The organism is Kribbella sp. NPDC049584 (assembly GCF_040675555.1).
Lineage (GTDB): Bacteria > Actinomycetota > Actinomycetes > Propionibacteriales > Kribbellaceae > Kribbella.
Genome location: NZ_JBFAPF010000008.1, coordinates 103,718 through 118,538, shown reverse-complemented (window position 1 = coordinate 118,538; position 14,821 = coordinate 103,718). Strand labels below are relative to the sequence as shown.

17 protein-coding genes are annotated in these 14,821 nt (G+C 68.0%); 7 read left to right on the top strand and 10 right to left on the bottom strand.

Annotated elements, in window-relative coordinates; genetic code table 11:
* Positions 1–19 precede the first annotated feature (19 nt).
* Positions 20–646, top strand: coding sequence for a TrmH family RNA methyltransferase (locus AB0J62_RS25975; RefSeq protein WP_363877018.1), 627 nt, complete (start codon positions 20–22; stop codon positions 644–646).
* Here the strand turns inward: AB0J62_RS25975 and AB0J62_RS25970 are convergent.
* Complete coding sequence (locus AB0J62_RS25970; protein WP_363876231.1) at positions 628–1,050, bottom strand: MarR family transcriptional regulator; 423 nt, start codon at positions 1,048–1,050, stop codon at positions 628–630. The genes AB0J62_RS25975 and AB0J62_RS25970 overlap by 19 nt on opposite strands.
* 49 nt (positions 1,051–1,099) lie before the next feature.
* On the opposite strand from AB0J62_RS25970, the gene AB0J62_RS25965 reads away from it, so the two are divergent.
* The 3 genes from AB0J62_RS25965 to AB0J62_RS25955 all read left to right on the top strand — a co-directional run bounded on the left by AB0J62_RS25965 (position 1,100) and on the right by AB0J62_RS25955 (position 3,575).
* The gene (locus tag AB0J62_RS25965; protein WP_363876228.1) at positions 1,100–2,104 is read left to right on the top strand and encodes an FUSC family protein; all 1,005 of its coding nucleotides are present in this window, start codon (positions 1,100–1,102) and stop codon (positions 2,102–2,104) included.
* Positions 2,094–3,251, top strand: a complete 1,158-nt coding sequence (locus tag AB0J62_RS25960; protein ID WP_363876225.1) for an alpha-amylase family protein — start codon at positions 2,094–2,096, stop codon at positions 3,249–3,251. Before AB0J62_RS25965 ends, AB0J62_RS25960 begins: the two co-directional genes overlap by 11 nt.
* 138 nt (positions 3,252–3,389) lie before the next feature.
* Positions 3,390–3,575 carry a hypothetical protein gene (locus AB0J62_RS25955; protein ID WP_130442589.1) on the top strand — a complete coding sequence of 62 codons (186 nt, stop codon included), beginning with the start codon at positions 3,390–3,392 and terminating at the stop codon, positions 3,573–3,575.
* Positions 3,576–3,602: 27 nt separating this feature from the next.
* Here AB0J62_RS25955 and AB0J62_RS25950 read toward each other — a convergent pair whose 3' ends face one another.
* The 3 genes from AB0J62_RS25950 to AB0J62_RS25940 are packed head-to-tail and all read right to left on the bottom strand — an operon-like array spanning position 3,603 to position 7,279.
* Positions 3,603–5,336, bottom strand: a complete 1,734-nt coding sequence (locus AB0J62_RS25950) for an FAD-dependent monooxygenase (protein WP_363876220.1) — start codon at positions 5,334–5,336, stop codon at positions 3,603–3,605.
* Positions 5,333–6,178, bottom strand: coding sequence for an intradiol ring-cleavage dioxygenase (locus AB0J62_RS25945; protein WP_363876217.1), 846 nt, complete (start codon positions 6,176–6,178; stop codon positions 5,333–5,335). Before AB0J62_RS25945 ends, AB0J62_RS25950 begins: the two co-directional genes overlap by 4 nt.
* Before the next feature lie 15 nt (positions 6,179–6,193).
* Positions 6,194–7,279 (bottom strand): maleylacetate reductase, encoded by a 1,086-nt coding sequence (locus tag AB0J62_RS25940; protein ID WP_363876214.1) that lies wholly within the window; start codon positions 7,277–7,279, stop codon positions 6,194–6,196.
* A 67-nt stretch (positions 7,280–7,346) separates the two neighbouring features.
* On the opposite strand from AB0J62_RS25940, the gene AB0J62_RS25935 reads away from it, so the two are divergent.
* The gene (locus AB0J62_RS25935; protein WP_363876211.1) at positions 7,347–8,126 is read left to right on the top strand and encodes an IclR family transcriptional regulator C-terminal domain-containing protein; all 780 of its coding nucleotides are present in this window, start codon (positions 7,347–7,349) and stop codon (positions 8,124–8,126) included.
* Here AB0J62_RS25935 and AB0J62_RS25930 read toward each other — a convergent pair.
* From AB0J62_RS25930 to AB0J62_RS25920, 3 genes are all read right to left on the bottom strand, one after another.
* Complete coding sequence (locus AB0J62_RS25930) at positions 8,123–8,545, bottom strand: VOC family protein (protein ID WP_363876208.1); 423 nt, start codon at positions 8,543–8,545, stop codon at positions 8,123–8,125. The genes AB0J62_RS25935 and AB0J62_RS25930 overlap by 4 nt on opposite strands.
* A gap of 114 nt (positions 8,546–8,659) precedes the next feature.
* Positions 8,660–9,358, bottom strand: coding sequence for a GNAT family N-acetyltransferase (locus AB0J62_RS25925; protein ID WP_363876205.1), 699 nt, complete (start codon positions 9,356–9,358; stop codon positions 8,660–8,662).
* 4 nt (positions 9,359–9,362) lie between these two features.
* Positions 9,363–10,382 (bottom strand): SIS domain-containing protein, encoded by a 1,020-nt coding sequence (locus AB0J62_RS25920; protein WP_134110412.1) that lies wholly within the window; start codon positions 10,380–10,382, stop codon positions 9,363–9,365.
* 139 nt (positions 10,383–10,521) lie between these two features.
* Between AB0J62_RS25920 and AB0J62_RS25915 the strand changes: the two genes are divergently transcribed.
* Together AB0J62_RS25915 and fbaA are read left to right on the top strand one after the other, a co-directional pair.
* Positions 10,522–11,241, top strand: a complete 720-nt coding sequence (locus AB0J62_RS25915) for a GntR family transcriptional regulator (protein WP_130388014.1) — start codon at positions 10,522–10,524, stop codon at positions 11,239–11,241.
* A gap of 207 nt (positions 11,242–11,448) precedes the next feature.
* Positions 11,449–12,474: a class II fructose-bisphosphate aldolase gene (fbaA, locus tag AB0J62_RS25910; RefSeq protein ID WP_363876200.1), complete on the top strand. Its 1,026-nt coding sequence runs from the start codon at positions 11,449–11,451 to the stop codon at positions 12,472–12,474.
* Between the two features lie 82 nt (positions 12,475–12,556).
* Here the strand turns inward: fbaA and AB0J62_RS25905 are convergent, their stop codons facing one another.
* From AB0J62_RS25905 to AB0J62_RS25895, 3 genes are read right to left on the bottom strand one after another with little or no spacing between them, the layout of a single operon-like run.
* Positions 12,557–13,528 (bottom strand): type IV toxin-antitoxin system AbiEi family antitoxin domain-containing protein, encoded by a 972-nt coding sequence (locus AB0J62_RS25905; RefSeq protein WP_363876197.1) that lies wholly within the window; start codon positions 13,526–13,528, stop codon positions 12,557–12,559.
* Between the two features lie 45 nt (positions 13,529–13,573).
* Positions 13,574–14,308: an N-acetyltransferase gene (locus AB0J62_RS25900; protein ID WP_363876194.1), complete on the bottom strand. Its 735-nt coding sequence runs from the start codon at positions 14,306–14,308 to the stop codon at positions 13,574–13,576.
* Positions 14,309–14,320: 12 nt separating this feature from the next.
* Positions 14,321–14,770: an HNH endonuclease gene (locus tag AB0J62_RS25895; RefSeq protein ID WP_363876191.1), complete on the bottom strand. Its 450-nt coding sequence runs from the start codon at positions 14,768–14,770 to the stop codon at positions 14,321–14,323.
* Between the last annotated feature and the right edge of the window lie 51 nt (positions 14,771–14,821).

Genomic DNA, 14,821 nt, shown 5'->3' with positions numbered 1-14,821 from the left:
CGACCTCCGGGGAGCGGACATGGTCGGGCCGAGCGAGGTCGGCGTCGGCCCGTGGGTGGGTGATTGGCCGGACGACCCGCGGCTGGACCCGGAGCTGCTCGCCGAGGGTGATCGACGCAACGTGGTCGACAAGTACCGGTACTGGAAGCTCGAGGCGATCGTCGAAGACCTGGACCGGCAGCGGAACCCGTTCCACGTCGCGATCGAGAACTGGCAGCACGACCTGAACATCGGCTCGGTCGTGCGGACAGCGAACGCTTTCCTCGCGGCCGAGGTGCACATCGTCGGCAACCGGAAATGGAACCGCCGCGGCGCGATGGTCACCGACCGCTACCAACACGTCCGCCATCAGCCGACGCTCGCCGACCTGGCCGGCTACGCCGCCGCGCACGCACTGCCAGTCATCGGCATCGACAACCTGCCCGGCTCGGTCCCGCTGGAGACCTACGACCTACCGCGCGAATGCGTCCTGCTCTTCGGTCAAGAGGGCCCCGGGCTGACCGACGATGCCCACGCGATCTGCACCGCCGTCCTCTCGATCGCGCAATTCGGCTCGACCCGGAGCATCAACGCCAGCGCTGCCGCCGCGATCGCCATGCACGCGTGGATCCGCCGCCACACTTTCGGTCAGCCGTCGAGCAGCTGATCGAGGATCCCGGCTGCCAGCTGAAGTACCGCCCGCTCGGTCGGGTTGAGCCGGGTTTCGATGGCTTCGGCCAGCCAGTCGTCGGAGCTCTTCATATGTTCGCGGAGCAGTTGCCGCCCGTCGTCGGTCAGTTCGATCGTGTGCCGCCGGCGGTCCTGGGCGTCCTGCTCCCGCTTGATGAGGTCCTGCTCCTCGAGACTCGCGAGCACCCGCGTCAACGACTGCGGCTGCACCCGCTCGGCCGCCGCGATCTCGCTCGCCGTCAACGCTCCCCGCCGATGCAGCTGCCCCAGCACGGCAACGCCCGTACTCCCGAGCCCGTCACCGGTCCGCTCAGCCCGCAGCCGCAGCGCCAGCCGAGTGCTGGTCCGCCTCAGCGCCACTGCGGTCTCATAAGCTTCCACTTACTATCCTCTCAGTGGTGACGCTTAATAATGCTAAGCTCAGCTTACTATGAGCGTCCACCTCATCCGCTGGTCGCGGGACACGCCTGTCGTCCCGGCCCAGTTGGTTACCGCGGCTCTCGCGATGGCTGTTCCGATCACCTACGGCGTCACCACCAACCACCTCGCCCACGCCTCCTTCGCGGCGCTCGGCGCCCTGGCCATGCCGCACCTTGGGCGCCCACCAACCGTTCGCGGGCGGTTCTTGTGGTTGGCCGGTGCACAAAGTGGCCTTGGGGCGGTTGTGACGGTCGGCGCGCTGGTGGGGGTTTGGCTGGGTGGGCGGGGATGGGGTGGTGCGGCCGGCGTGGTCGGGCTGGCGGCGGTGGCTGCTGTTGTGGGTGGCTTCAGCCGGTGGATGGCGGACGCGACGGCGCGGTTCGTCACGTTTCTCGTGATGGCGACCGGATTGGGCGCGGCGGATCCGTGGGAGGTGGCTCGCTGGTTCGCGCTCGGGGTGGCGTGGGCGATCGTGCTGGGGTTCGCGTTCTCGTCAAGCGAGCCGGAAGCCGCGCGGCCGACGTACCGGCAGTTGTGGCGGCGGTGGCGGGGGAAGGTGCGGCAGTTCGATGGCTGGCGGTACGCCGTGCAGTTGGTTCCTGCGCTTGCTGTTGCGGAAGTGATAGGCCAGCTGTGGCACCAGGACAAGGGGTACTGGATCGCACTCGCTGTGGTGATCGTCGTACGTCGCCGTGGCGGGTCGTTGCTTCGGGCAACACAACGCTGCGCTGGGACCTGTGCCGGCGTGCTGCTCGGTGGCGGGCTCATCCTGTGGGTGCCACCGCCATGGGTGATCGTGGCGGTCGTCAGTGTCCTGGCCGGATTGCGGCCGTTGCTGAAGGAACGCAACTACGCTGCTTATGCCACCGTCATGACCCCGCTCGTCGTCCTGCTGATGGACCTCGGCCGTACGCCGGAGTTCTCGACCGTCGGGTACCGGCTTGTCGACACCGTGATCGGCTGCCTGATCGCGATCGTTCCTACTGTGCTGTTGAGGAGAAGACATGTGGGCTGACCACGCGATCTGGTGGCAGATCTACCCGCTCGGTTTCACGGCCGATCGCACCGGCGCGCGTCTGGCGCACTTGGAGAACTGGCTGGACTATGCCATCGAGCTTGGCTGCAACGGACTCCTGCTCGGTCCGATCTTCGCGTCCGAGACGCACGGCTATGACACCATCGATCACTTCCGCATCGACCCTCGCCTCGGTGACGATGCCGACTTCGACCGCTTGGTCGCCAAGGCGCATGATCGCGGTCTGCGGATCGCCCTCGACGGTGTCTTCAACCACGTGGCCCGCTCCTTCGTCCACCCGGAGTGGTTCCGCAGCGACGGCGCCACCTTCGAGGGCCACGAGCACCTGGTCGCCCTGGACCACAGCAACCCTGCCGTCGGGGAGTACGTCGGCGACGTACTTCGTTATTGGCTCGACCGCGGCGTGAACGCGTGGCGCCTCGACGCGGCGTACGCCGTGCCGCCCGAGTTCTGGCGAGCCGTGCTGCCACGAGACCGCGATGCCTGGTACTTCGGCGAGGTGATCCACGGGGACTACGCCGAGTACGTCGAGAAGAGCGGGCTCGACTCGGTCACGCAGTACGAACTGTGGAAGGCGATCTGGAGCTCACTGAACGACGGCAACTTCTTCGAGCTCTCGTACGCGTTGGGCCGGCACAACGCGCTGCTCGACACGTTCGTCCCGCAGACATTCGTCGGCAATCACGACGTGACACGGCTCGCGACCCGTCTCGAGGACGAGCGGCATCTCGGTCATGCGCTCGCAATCCTGTTCACGGTTGGCGGCGTACCGAGCATCTACTCCGGTGATGAGCAGGCGTTCCGCGGGCTGAAGGAGGACCGCGTCGGTGGTGACGATGCGATTCGCCCTGCTTTCCCGGACACGCCCGATGAGTTGGCGTCGTACGGCTGGCCGACGTACCGCCTCCACCAGGAGCTGATCGGTCTGCGGCGACGGCACTCGTGGCTCACGCGTGCTCGGACGAAGGTCGAGCACGTGACCAACCAGACGATCGCGTTGCGGGCCCAGCATGACGACGAATCGGTGCTGCTCCTGCTCAACGTGTCGGACTCCGACGCGGAGTTCCCGCTGGAGGGTGCGGTCGTCGTTCCGCCGCACAGCTGGAAATTCTTGACACATCCGTAACGTGCGCCCGGGGTGCCGCGTTGTACCTGCTGACAGAAGTGAGGCCTTCTCGACACAAAGTCAGCCCCAACTCGGGGGGCTCGGCGTGCATCAAGCACGTCGTACTGGGTTTGCGACGGGAATCATGGGGGTTTGTTGATGAACGCTCTGTGGGACGAACTGATACACGAGTTGGGGACCGTGCGCGCCTTGAGCGCGGCGGCTCTGGAGGCGCGCACGGAGACGTCCCGGGTCGCGCTGATCACCCTGCTGGACGCCGAGACCGCGGAGATCTCGGCGATCCTCGACCAGATCCTCCGCTCCGAAGCGTCGTCCGCGGCGTAGGAGCTGGCAGGCGCGCCCTAGAAGCCGTCAGACGCGGCCTAGCAGCGCGCTGACGGCCTGCCGTAGCGCATCCGTCGGGTCGTCGGGCTGTGCGAACGAACGGTAGGCGATGTGTGCGTCCGGACGGACGAGGAGGCAGCCCTCGTCCGGGATCTCGCGCACCCGCGCCCAGTCGCCGTACAGGTCGTCCAGCTCACGACCGGGCCCGATCACGTACGGCTCGATCGGTACGCCGAGGTGCTCGGACACGGACTGAGCCGCCTTCACCCACGCGTCGCCGCCGATGCCGGTGAGCAACGTGAACCGGCCCTTGCCGACCACGTCCAGCGTGCTGACGGTCTCCGAACCGCGGGTCAGCCAGCAGTGCGGGACCCGTGCGCCCGGCCAGGTCGTCGGGTGGTAGTACAGCTCCTGATCCCGCTCGTACGGCGGCTCGGGCGTGCCGTCGTCGAGCACGGCGGACGACTTGTAGCGCTGGCCGAGCTCGACACCGTGCGCGTTGAACTCGTAGTCCTTGAGCTCGATCGCTTGCCGCAGTTCCTCGCGCTGCGCGGCGCCTTCGGGTGTGTCGTCCTTGCGCGACTCGATCGTCCGGCCGGCCGGCGCGTCCGGGGTCATCCCGAGGGCGCGGAAGATCTGCCCGAACTGGTTGCGGCTCTTGTTGGCGCGGTCAACGATCTGCTTCGCGATCGGTGCCCGCTCGTCGTCGTAGGTCTTCAGCAGGTCGGGGGAGGCCTGGCCCTTCACGACCAGTGCGAGCTTCCACGCGAGGTTGTACGCGTCCTGGATCGAGGTGTTCGAGCCGAGACCGTTGCTCGGCGGGTGCCGGTGGATCGCGTCACCCATACAGAACACGCGCCCCTTGGAAGCCTTCTCGGCGTACATGTGATTGACGCTCCACACCGACGTACCCTTCAGCTTCACGTCGATGGTGTCGTCGCCGACCAGGTTGTGGACGATCTCGGTCGCCATCGCCTCGTCGACCACCGGCGCGGGCTGGGAGATGTCGTAGCCCCAGACGATCAGCCATTCGTTCCACGGGCGGACCATGCGGACCAGGCCGGCGCCGATGCCGCCGATCTGCGCGCCGGGCTGGAGGACCCAGTACAGGACGCTCGGGCGATGGGCGACGTACCGGCTGAGGTCGGCCTCGAAGACGATGTTCATCGAACCCTCGATATCCATCGCGCCGGCCATCGGCAGATCGATGTCCTGGGCAACCTTGCTGCGCCCGCCGTCGGCGCCGATCAGATACTTCGCCCGGATCTGGTACGTCGTGTCGCTGAGCCGATCGCGAACCGTCGCGGTGACTCCGTCGTCGTCCTGCTCGAGCGACAGGTACTCGGTGTTGAAGCGGAGCTGTGCGCCGCGGCTGGCCGCCGTGCTGACGAGGATCGGCTCGAACAGCGTCTGCGGGAGATCGCACGGCAGGCACGGGCTCGCCTCGGTGTAGTCGGCGAGCCGGCGCGGATGCGTGCCCCACGTGCGGATCCGGCCGATCTCCTCGCCTGCGAGGCTGGTGCAGAACGCCGTCTGCCCCATCAGGTCGTGGGCGGTGCCGCTCTCGTTGATCTGGTCTTCGATGCCCATGTCGCGCATGAGCTCGATCGTGCGCTGGTTTGTGATGTGCGCGCGGGGTGTGTTCGCCGTCCAGCCGTACCGGGTCAGGACGATGTTGTCGACGCCGTACGTGGACAGGAAGAGTGAGGCGGCGCCGCCGGCCGGGCCGCTGCCGACGATGAGGACGTCTGTCGTGATCACTGCTGCGTCTCCTCGGTAGTCGCGAGCACCAGGTCGTACTCGACGGAGTAGTAGGTCTTGCCGTCGTCCTGATGTTCGGTGAAACCGGCGATCAGGGACTGCTTGACTCCAAAGACCGCGTCCGTGTCGAGGTACTCGTCGCCGGCCGCGAAGACATGGGTGATCAGGCGTGCGTATCCCGGTGCGGTAACCATGAAATGGATGTGCGCGGGTCGCATCGGACCGCGACCGCCGGCCCGGAGCAGTTCGCCGACCGGTCCGTCGTCCGGGATCGGGTAGGCGACCGGCTTCACCGCCCAGAACCGGTAGTTGCCTTCGGCATCGGTCGTGAGATGAGCCCGGTTCTGCGGCCCGTCGAGATTCTTCTGTACGTCGTAGAACCCGTCCTCATCGGCCTGCCAGGTCTCGACGAGCGCGCCGGCGATCGGCTCGCCCTTGGTGTTGAGGACCTTGCCGCTCACCAGGCACGGCTGTCCCGGGGCACCGTTCGCGATGTCGTCGCCGAGTTGTGCCTCGGGCGATCCCTCGACGAAGAACGGGCCGAACACGGTGGACTGCGTGGCCTCCGGTGGCTTGCGGTTGCCGAGTCCGACAGTGAGCATCGACAGCCCGAGTACGTCGGCCAGCAGCACGAACTCCTGCCGCGTGCCGGTGGAGATCTGACCGGTCCGGGTGAGGAAGTCGATCGCCGTGAAGTACTCGTCCTCGGTCAGCTCCACCTCCCGCGCGAACGCGTGCAAGTGGCGTACGAGGGCGCTCATCACGTCCCTGTAGCGGTCGCTCGCGCTGCCGTCGAAGCTGGCCACCACCGCCTCGGTCAGGTCATCGCCTTGCAGATCCATCGGTCTCCTCGCTCGTCAAGGTCGCGTACCGGCCCAGGCGCGAGTGAGGATCTCGCGCACCAGGTCCTCGGTCACGGGGATCGGGTTGTCAGTGGGCTTGAACGCCTTCGCTGCTTGTCTCGCCTCGTCCTCGGCCAGCCCTAGGTCCTTCAGGCTGGTCGGGACGTCCGCCGCCGTGAACAGGTCGAACAGTCCCTCGGCCAGGTCTGCGGTGCCGAGTGCAGCTTCCAGTCGTGCTTTTGAGTGGGGTACTGCGGGTGCGTTGACGCGGGCGACCTGTGGCAGGACCGCCGCGTGCGTCTCCGCATGGGGGAGGTTGTAGGTGCCGCCGAGCAGGTGGCACAGCTTGTGGTGCAGTCCTGTGCCGGCGGTCGCCAACGCTGACCCGGCCAGGCAAGCGCCGTACAGAAGCTTGCTGCGGGCATCTAAGTCGAGCGGTTCGGCAAGGGTTTGGCGGAGGCCGGTGGCGAGGGCGCGGAGTCCTTCGACCGCGGTGACCTCGGTGATCGGATCGGCTTTCGGGGTCCAGACGGCCTCGACGCAGTGCGCGATCGCGTTGGCAACGCTTGCTGCGGTGACCTTCTTCGGCAGGTGCTGACTCAGGACCGGGTCGTACACGACGACTCGCGGCAGCACCCTCAGGTCACTGCCGGTCGTTTTGCTCCCGCCGGAGGTCTCGCCCCACACCGGTGTCATCTCAGAGCCCGCGTACGTCGTGGGCACCGCCACAATCGCCACGTCGCCGGTGAGGGCGACTGCCTTGGCGAGGCCGATTGCCGAGCCGCCGCCGATGGCGACGATCCCGTCGGCGTCGACCTCGCGCGCCTTGGCCCGGGCGTGTTCCGCGACCTCCGTCGGCACATGCTGGGTGACGCCATCGATCCGCCCTGCGAACCGGTCGCCCAGCTGCACCTCGACCACGTCGGCCGCGTCGCGCGCGGATTTGGTCGCCACGACCAGCACCCGCCGTACCCCGAGGCTCGCGGCCTCGCCGGCCACCTGGTCGAGGGAGCCCGCCCCGAGCACCACTCGCCCCGGCAGGAACGTGTGCACGAACCCGGCTTGAGGCTCCGCTGGTCGCGGTTCAGCTGGACGCGGCATCGGCAGCTCCGATAGGATTTCGCTCAGCGAATAGTTCTTCTTTCAACGAAAAGTAGGCTAGCCGATGGTGAGTGACGCGTCTACAGGCACGTTTCTGCAAGGCCTGGAGCGCGGGCTCGCCGTGATCCGCGCGTTCTCTGCCGAGGCGCCCTCGCTGACGCTCAGCGAGGTGGCGCGATCGGTCGGCATCACGCCCGCGACCGCCCGGCGGATCCTGCTCACGCTGGAGGAGCTCGGGTACGTCCGCAGCGACCACCGCCGCTTCTCGCTCACGCCGCGCGTCCTCGCCCTCGGCTGGGCCTACCTGTCGTCGCTGGACCTCGGCGAACTTGCCGGCCCGTTCATGGAAGAGCTCAGCGCCAAGACCCGCGAGTCCTGCTCGATCGCCACCCTCGACCTGCCGGACATCGTGTACGTCGCCCGCGTCCCCACGAGTCGGATCATGACGGTCGCCCTGGGGGTCGGCGCCCGCCTCCCGGCGTACCCGACCTCGATGGGCCGCGTCCTGCTCGCGGGCCTGCCGGAGGACGAGCTCACGTCGTATCTCGAGTCATTGCAAGCCGAGGCGCTCACCCAGCGCACGATCACGTCTCCGGACACCCTGCGCACCACGATCGCGCAGGCTCGCACGGACGGCTACGCGCTCGTCGACCAGGAACTCGAGCAGGGCCTCCGCTCGATCGCGGCCCCCATCCACAACTCCCGCGGCCGTGTCATCGCCGCCCTCAACGTCTCCGCCCACGCGTCCCGCTCTACACCCACCTCGCTCCGCACCGAAGCCCTGCCCCACCTTCAACAGGCCGCCGCGCAGATAACGACCGCCCTGACTCACCGCGGCAACTTCTAGGCGCTCTTCAGGCCTTCGAGGATCTCCAGGTAGTGCGGGTTGTTCATGAGGCCGATGAGATTGCCGAACGGGTCGACTACCGACGCCGTGCGGAAACCGGTGTTGTTGCCGCGTTCGGTGATTGGGTCCTGGAGGGTGGCGCCGTGGGCGAGGACGTGTTCGAGTGCGGCTTCGAGGTCGTCGACGTGCCAGTGGATGACGGCGCCGGCGGGGCCCGAGGTGACCTGGTGCGTGGCGTACTCGGCGTCGATGATCCCCAGCTCGCACTGGAAGTCGCCGAAGCGGAACTCGACGTAGGCCGGGTCCTCGGCGGTCGGCACGGCGTAGTACGCCTCGATGCCGAGCAACTCCTCGTACCAGGCGCGTGCCGCCTTCACATCCGCGGCGTAGAAGCTGACGGTGGCGAATCCTCGCAACATCGTGGTGGTCCTTTCCTGGGGTCTTCCCGGTTGATGACCACCACGATTCCAGTCAAAGTGCTCACCGAGTGAGCACTTTGTTGGACGAGGTTATCCGTCGGTCCGCAAGCGGCGTTATCCGTCGGTCCGCAGGCGGCCGTGGAGGTGCCAGTCGTGCCAGCCGTCGGCGTGCTTGATGGCCTGCCGCAGCGTGCCCTCGGCTCTGTAACCGGCTTGCTCGGCGACTCGGCAGGAGGCGGGGTTGGCGGTGGAGTGCTGGATGTTCAGCCGGTTGAAGCCGATCGACTCGAAGGCCCAGGCGGACACCGCGTCTACCGAACTCGCGGCGATAGACCTGCCCCGAGCCGCCGGGGTCACCCAGTACGACAGGCTGGCTGACCCCTCCTCGAGCGAGATGTTGCGCAGACCGATCTGTCCCAGCGGCTCATCGCCATCGACGACCGCCCAGCTCGCCGCCGACTCGGTCTCCCAGCGCTCGGCCCATTGCCCGACCCACTCAGCCGCTTCCCCGCGTGTGTCCATCCGGCGAACATGCCACCGCTGGATCTCGGGACAGGCGAACGCCGTCAGCACTGCGGCCGCGTCGTCCTGCTGCCACGGCCGCAGGGCTAATCCGTCGCGCTGCGACGGCGGTAGGGCTAGTCCGTCGCGCTGCGACGGCGGTAGGGCTAGTCCGTCGCGCTGCGACGGCCGCAGGGTTACTCCGTCGCGCTGTGACGGCCGCAGGGCTAATCCGTCGGTCGTCGTCAGTCGCGGCTGAGGGAGATTGCGCAGCGTTCCTTCGGGTAGCGCTGGATCGACGAGCAGCGGCACGGGGTCAGTCCGTCTGGGTGACCTTGCGGAGGCCTCGGGGTGCGTCGGGGTCGAGGCCCAGTTTGCGGGCGAGCAGCTCGATGGCTCGTTGGGCAGGGATGACGAGGGCGAGCGGGGCAAGCGTCTCAGGCAGGGCGGGACCGGGGAGGTTCACGTCGCAGCGGGAGGCGAACGTGGGGTCGCCGCCGATGCCCAGGATCTTGCTGCCCTTCTCGCGGACGAGGCCGGCCAGCTCGGTCATGCCGGGGAGCGCGGGGCCGTCGCCGGCCGCGACCAGGATCGTCACCAGGTCGGCGTCGACGACGGCGATCGGGCCGTGCTTCAGGTCGGCGTACGAGAGTCCGCGCACCGGCTGGAGGCAGGTCTCCTCGAGCTTCAGCGCGACCTCGAGGGTCGTGCCGAACGTGAGGCCGCGACCGCTCGCGAGCACGTCGTGTGCGCCGGCGAGCAGGTCCGCGGCGGCCTCGACCGATCCGGACAGCATCTTGGCCGCCTCGTCCGGCACTCGCGCGATGTCCGCGTCGAGTGTCCCCGGCCGCTGCGCCAGCGCGTCCACGGCAACCGTGATCGCGGCCAGCTGGGTCGTGTACGTCTTGGTGGCCGGTACGGCGAGCTCCTTGCCCGCTTGCGTGATCAGCGCGACGTCGGCCGTCGACGCCAGCGGGCTGTCGCCGTCGTTCGTGATGCCGACGATCGCGGCGCCGTTCCGCTTCGCCCACTCGGCGGTGTCGACGATCTCCTGGGTCGCACCCGACTGGCTGACCGCGACGACCAGCGAGTTCGACAGGTCGAGGTTCGCGCCGTAGAGCGTGGCGACCGACGGGGCGGCCAGGGACGCCTGCCGGCCGGCGTGGATCTCGGTCAGGTACCGCCCGTAGACCCCGGCGTTGTCCGACGACCCCCGGGCCACGAAGATCACGTGCCGCCGCCCGGCGGCGAGCCTGGTGATGTCGTGCCGCAGCGGCAGGACATGCTCGAACGTCGCCGCGAGCGCCGCCGGCTGCTCGGCGATCTCGCGCGCCATCTGGGTTTCCTGGGCGGGCACAGACACCACTGGGATCACTGGTCCTATCTGGTCTTAACAGGTATGCTGCGCACGATAGCAGTGAGCGGCGTCCCGGGGCACCCCCGAGATCCGCCCAGGTCTGGAGGATCGAGATTCCATGGTGGCGACCAAGCGGGCCCAGGTCCGATCGGTGCTGGAACGGCTGATCGATGTCGAGCTGCATCCCGGCGATCCGATCCCGTCCGAGCGGGCCCTGGTGGACAAGCTGAACGTCTCGCGGGTGACCGTCCGGCAGGCGATCAGCGACCTGGTCGAGTCCGGCGCGCTGGAGCGGGTGCACGGCAAGGGCACCTTCGTCACCGGCCCCCAGGTCGACTCCCAGCTGCACCTGACCTCGTTCTCCCGGGAGATGCGGGCCCGTGGCCTCGAGCCCGGGACCGTGGTGCTGTCGGCCAGCGAGATCGAGGCCTCCGACGAGACCGCGAAGGGCCTGCGGGTCGCCAAGGGCACCAAGGTGATCCGGGTCGAGCGGCTGCGCACGGCCGACGCGTCGCCGATGGCCTACGAGGTCGGCTACTACCCGTCCGCGCTCTTCCCCGGCCTGCTCGGCCGCGAGCTCGGCACCCTGTACGACGTCTTTGCCAGTGAGTACGACGTTGTCGTCACCTCCGGTGAGCAGACCGTCCGGGCGGACAACGCCGACGGTCATGTCGCCCGGGTGCTCGGCGTGGCCAGGCGGGCACCCCTGCTGGTCCTCGAGCGCACCACGTTCGCCGGCCGCAAGGTCGTCGAACTGTCCTGGTCGGCCTACCGCGCCGACCGCTACCGGCTGCACATGGCCCTGACTCCCCGTGGCCCGCGAACCGGGTCCGCCTGACCGTCCCAGAAGCGGCCTCCGCTCCTGGAGGACATCCGGATGCAACGAACTGGATCGGTCCTGTTCATGAACTGGTCTACATCCCTGCCGATCGCTCCCCGGCCACCGGGCCGGCCCGGCAGGCAGGCCGCTGGTCACGACGAAGTGCCAGGCGGCAATACTGGAGCCGAACCCACAAGAACTGTGTTGTGAGGAGTACCGCGAGACATGCCTATTGCAACCCCTGAGGTCTACGCCCAGATGCTCGACAAGGCCAAGCAGAACCGCTTCGCCTACCCGGCCATCAATGTCAGCTCCTCGCAGACGCTGAACGCCGCGATCCGCGGTTTCGCCGAGGCGGGCTCGGACGGCATCATCCAGGTCTCCACCGGTGGTGCGGAGTACCTGTCCGGTCCGACCGTGAAGAACATGGTGAGCGGTGCGGTCGCGCTGGCGGCGTACGCGCACGAGGTCGCCAAGAACTACCCGGTGAACATCGCGCTGCACACCGACCACTGCCCGAAGGACAAGCTCGAGGGCTTCGTCCGGCCGCTGCTGGAGATCTCCGCCGAGCGCGTCGCGCGCGGCGAGAACCCGCTGTTCCAGTCGCACATGTGGGACGGCTCGGCGGTGCCGCTGACCGAGAACCTGGAGATCGCCAAGGAGCTGCTGGCCAAGACGGCCGCGGCGAAGATCGTCCTGGAGATCGAGGTCGGCGTGGTCGGCGGCGAGGAGGACGGCGTCGCCAACGAGATCAACGAGAAGCTCTACACCACGGTCGAGGACGGTCTGGCCACGGTCGAGGCGCTCGGCACCGGTGAGAACGGCCGCTACCTGACCGCGCTGACCTTCGGCAACGTGCACGGCGTCTACAAGCCGGGTGCGGTCAAGCTGCGCCCGGAGATCCTCGCGGAGATCCAGGACGCGGTCGGCGCCAAGGTCGGCAAGGAGCGTCCGTTCGACCTGGTCTTCCACGGTGGTTCGGGCTCGACGCTCGAGGAGATCCGGGCCGCGGTCGACCACGGTGTGATCAAGATGAACGTCGACACCGACACGCAGTACGCGTTCACCCGGCCGGTGGCGGGGCACATGTTCACGAACTACGACGGTGTGCTGAAGGTGGACGGCGAGGTCGGCAGCAAGAAGGCCTACGACCCGCGCGCCTGGGGCAAGGCAGGCGAAGAGGGTATGGCGAACCGCGTCGGCGAGGCTTGCGAGAGCCTTCGCTCGACCGGTACGTCGCTGAACGGCTGACATCATCTGGGTCCTCCTCGAGGGGATCTTCGAAGGGCTCACCACCGCGTCGACTGCACGCGGCGGTGAGCCCTTCTGTCTTTCACATCCGGGCTCGGGCCAGGTCGAAGTGGCGGATGCCGGTCCGGCGAGCTGCTCGGGTGAACGTGGTTCGGATGCGGTCGGCCACGGTCAATGGGTCGTCGAGGTCTGCCCAGGAGATCCGGCAATGCTCCACGGGTTGCGGTCCGTCGGGATCGGCTGCCTGTGGTTCGGGGAGTGGTTCGTCGACGGAGGGCTCGAACTCCTCGCACCAGAAGGGGAAACGCGTCTCGAAGTCGACGACCGTGCGTTCCTCGGGGAACCAGAGTCCTTCGGCCGGGAAGTCCGGGTCGTCGGCTTGTGGCGGTAGGGACGGGCTGGGGGTCGGCAAACCCGCGGTGGCCAGGATCAGGCGCAGGCGGGACTCGGCGATCGAGGCCGCACCCGTGAGCTGATCCAGGACCTTGAGCGCACGTTTGTTGCCGTGGTCGAGCGAGGAGACCGCGTGTTTCAGCGTGCGCTTGCTGACGAGACCCGCGTACAGCGCGGCGTCGGCGAGCACGACCGCCGAGGCCGGTGGCGCGGTGGCGGCCACCTCGGCGACCGCGCGGGCGGGTGAGGCCATGCGCAGCCCGTTCCACAGTTGGAGGCCTGAGCCGACGGGATCGCGGATGTGGCGGTGGACACCGCCGCGTATTCGGCCGGATCGCCCGTCGGGAGCCGTCACATGGACGCGCGTCAGGTCGAGACCCCAGACAGGCAAGGCATGCAGGGCCGCGGCCGTTTGGTGGCTCGCGAACACGTTGGGTCCGCCGGCGCGGAGGACGCGATACACCTTCCGCAGGTGCAGAACCTCGTCGGTGACGAGCATGAGTGAGCGTTGGGCGGCATACGTCCCGCGCCGGATCCGGCGCCAGCAGCCGGTGTCCAGCAAAGAGTCGATGTCAGCGTCGGGGTAACCACAGGCACGCGCGTCGGCCCGGGTGAACACACCACCACGGATCGACGCCATCACGGCAAGTTGAGGATTCATGCCCTAGAAACTGCCGCGATCCACCCTCGCGCAGACCAACAACTTTCAAGCTGTGGAGAACTCGTGCCGCACCCACACGTTCGGCTCGACATACACGGCCCGATCGGCAGCGACGTCGCAGTCGACCGGGACGAGTCCGCCCGCGACCTCGACGGGACCGTTGCGATCGAACGGGAGCCCAGTCCACGAACGCCACTCACCCAGTGACCCCGCGACCACCCAGGACGCGGGCGCGAGGCCGGCGATCTTCCCGCCGGCCCGGATGTGGGTCCGCAGCCACGGATCACACGGCAGCCCGTCAGCACGCACTTGGCCGACGTACTCGGCCATCGTGGTCTGGGGCTCTAGGTGCTTGCGAGTCGGCCGCACAGGGGCGTCCAGAACCCCCAGCCCGGCATCACACACTGCCTGCCGAAGGGCGCTGAGCATGAGCGCCGCGATGCCCTGATTCTGCAGGTCGTGCGCAACGCTGATGTTGAGGGCGCAAGCCGTGTCAGGTCGCACGCCGCGGCGTACGTCGGTGAAGGCCCAGACGACTGCCTGCTCCCATCCGCCGGGTGGGAAGTCCGAGCGGCGGGCGAACTGCACGGCATGGGCGTCGGCGACGACGCGGTTGCCCACAGTGGCGATCAGGCAGGTTGCGGGGAAGGCAGCGGGCACCTGGCCGAAGTACGCCTCGGAGACGCGGTTGTGGCGCATGAACTCGGGCCAGCCGCGGACGTCGATGTCTGCGTTCGCGAGGTCGGGGCGATCAGCGACTGTGGTGATCTCCACGGGCATGAAAAAAGCTCGTCATTTGTCTATGACGAGCTCGGCGCGGGTTGGTACCCAGGGTTGCCAAAGGAGCGGCATGTTGGCCTCGGACGGGGTGCGGTTGCCCTTCCGCTCGTTGCACGAGGCATGGGCGGCCACGGCGTTCAGCCACTCGGTGCGGCCGCCCCTGGATCTGGGTTGGACATGGTCCATGGTGTCGGCGTTCTCGAGACCGCAGTAGGCGCAGCGGAACTTGTCCCGGCGGAGGACGCCGTGCTTGCTGTACTTCATCCGGCCGGCTGCGTAGCGCCAATGCGTGACGACGTACCGGACCAGGCGAAGGACACGAGGGACCGGGAACGGGCCGATAGTTCTCTCTCCGTGCGCCTCTTCCACCACTGCGACCTCACGCACCAGCATCCGGATGGCGTGCTGGATCGAGACGGTGTGCAGCGGTTCGTACGACGCGTTCAGGACTATGACGCTCATCCGGTGCCTCCTTCCGGCCGTAGCTGGGAACCACGGCGGTTTGACGCAGGG

Excerpts from the sequence above, each read along its gene's own strand:
- AB0J62_RS25975 (WP_363877018.1), top strand. The coding sequence starts at position 20 with ATGGTCGGGCCGAGCGAGGTCGGCGTCGGCCCGTGGGTGGGTGATTGG.
- AB0J62_RS25965 (WP_363876228.1), top strand. The coding sequence starts at position 1,100 with ATGAGCGTCCACCTCATCCGCTGGTCGCGGGACACGCCTGTCGTCCCG.
- AB0J62_RS25960 (WP_363876225.1), top strand. The coding sequence starts at position 2,094 with ATGTGGGCTGACCACGCGATCTGGTGGCAGATCTACCCGCTCGGTTTC.
- AB0J62_RS25955 (WP_130442589.1), top strand. The coding sequence starts at position 3,390 with ATGAACGCTCTGTGGGACGAACTGATACACGAGTTGGGGACCGTGCGC.
- AB0J62_RS25945 (WP_363876217.1), bottom strand. The coding sequence starts at position 6,178 with ATGGATCTGCAAGGCGATGACCTGACCGAGGCGGTGGTGGCCAGCTTC.
- AB0J62_RS25940 (WP_363876214.1), bottom strand. The coding sequence starts at position 7,279 with ATGCCGCGTCCAGCTGAACCGCGACCAGCGGAGCCTCAAGCCGGGTTC.
- AB0J62_RS25930 (WP_363876208.1), bottom strand. The coding sequence starts at position 8,545 with ATGTTGCGAGGATTCGCCACCGTCAGCTTCTACGCCGCGGATGTGAAG.
- AB0J62_RS25920 (WP_134110412.1), bottom strand. The coding sequence starts at position 10,382 with ATGGCGCGCGAGATCGCCGAGCAGCCGGCGGCGCTCGCGGCGACGTTC.
- AB0J62_RS25915 (WP_130388014.1), top strand. The coding sequence starts at position 10,522 with ATGGTGGCGACCAAGCGGGCCCAGGTCCGATCGGTGCTGGAACGGCTG.
- fbaA (WP_363876200.1), top strand. The coding sequence starts at position 11,449 with ATGCCTATTGCAACCCCTGAGGTCTACGCCCAGATGCTCGACAAGGCC.
- AB0J62_RS25905 (WP_363876197.1), bottom strand. The coding sequence starts at position 13,528 with ATGAATCCTCAACTTGCCGTGATGGCGTCGATCCGTGGTGGTGTGTTC.
- AB0J62_RS25900 (WP_363876194.1), bottom strand. The coding sequence starts at position 14,308 with ATGCCCGTGGAGATCACCACAGTCGCTGATCGCCCCGACCTCGCGAAC.
- AB0J62_RS25895 (WP_363876191.1), bottom strand. The coding sequence starts at position 14,770 with ATGAGCGTCATAGTCCTGAACGCGTCGTACGAACCGCTGCACACCGTC.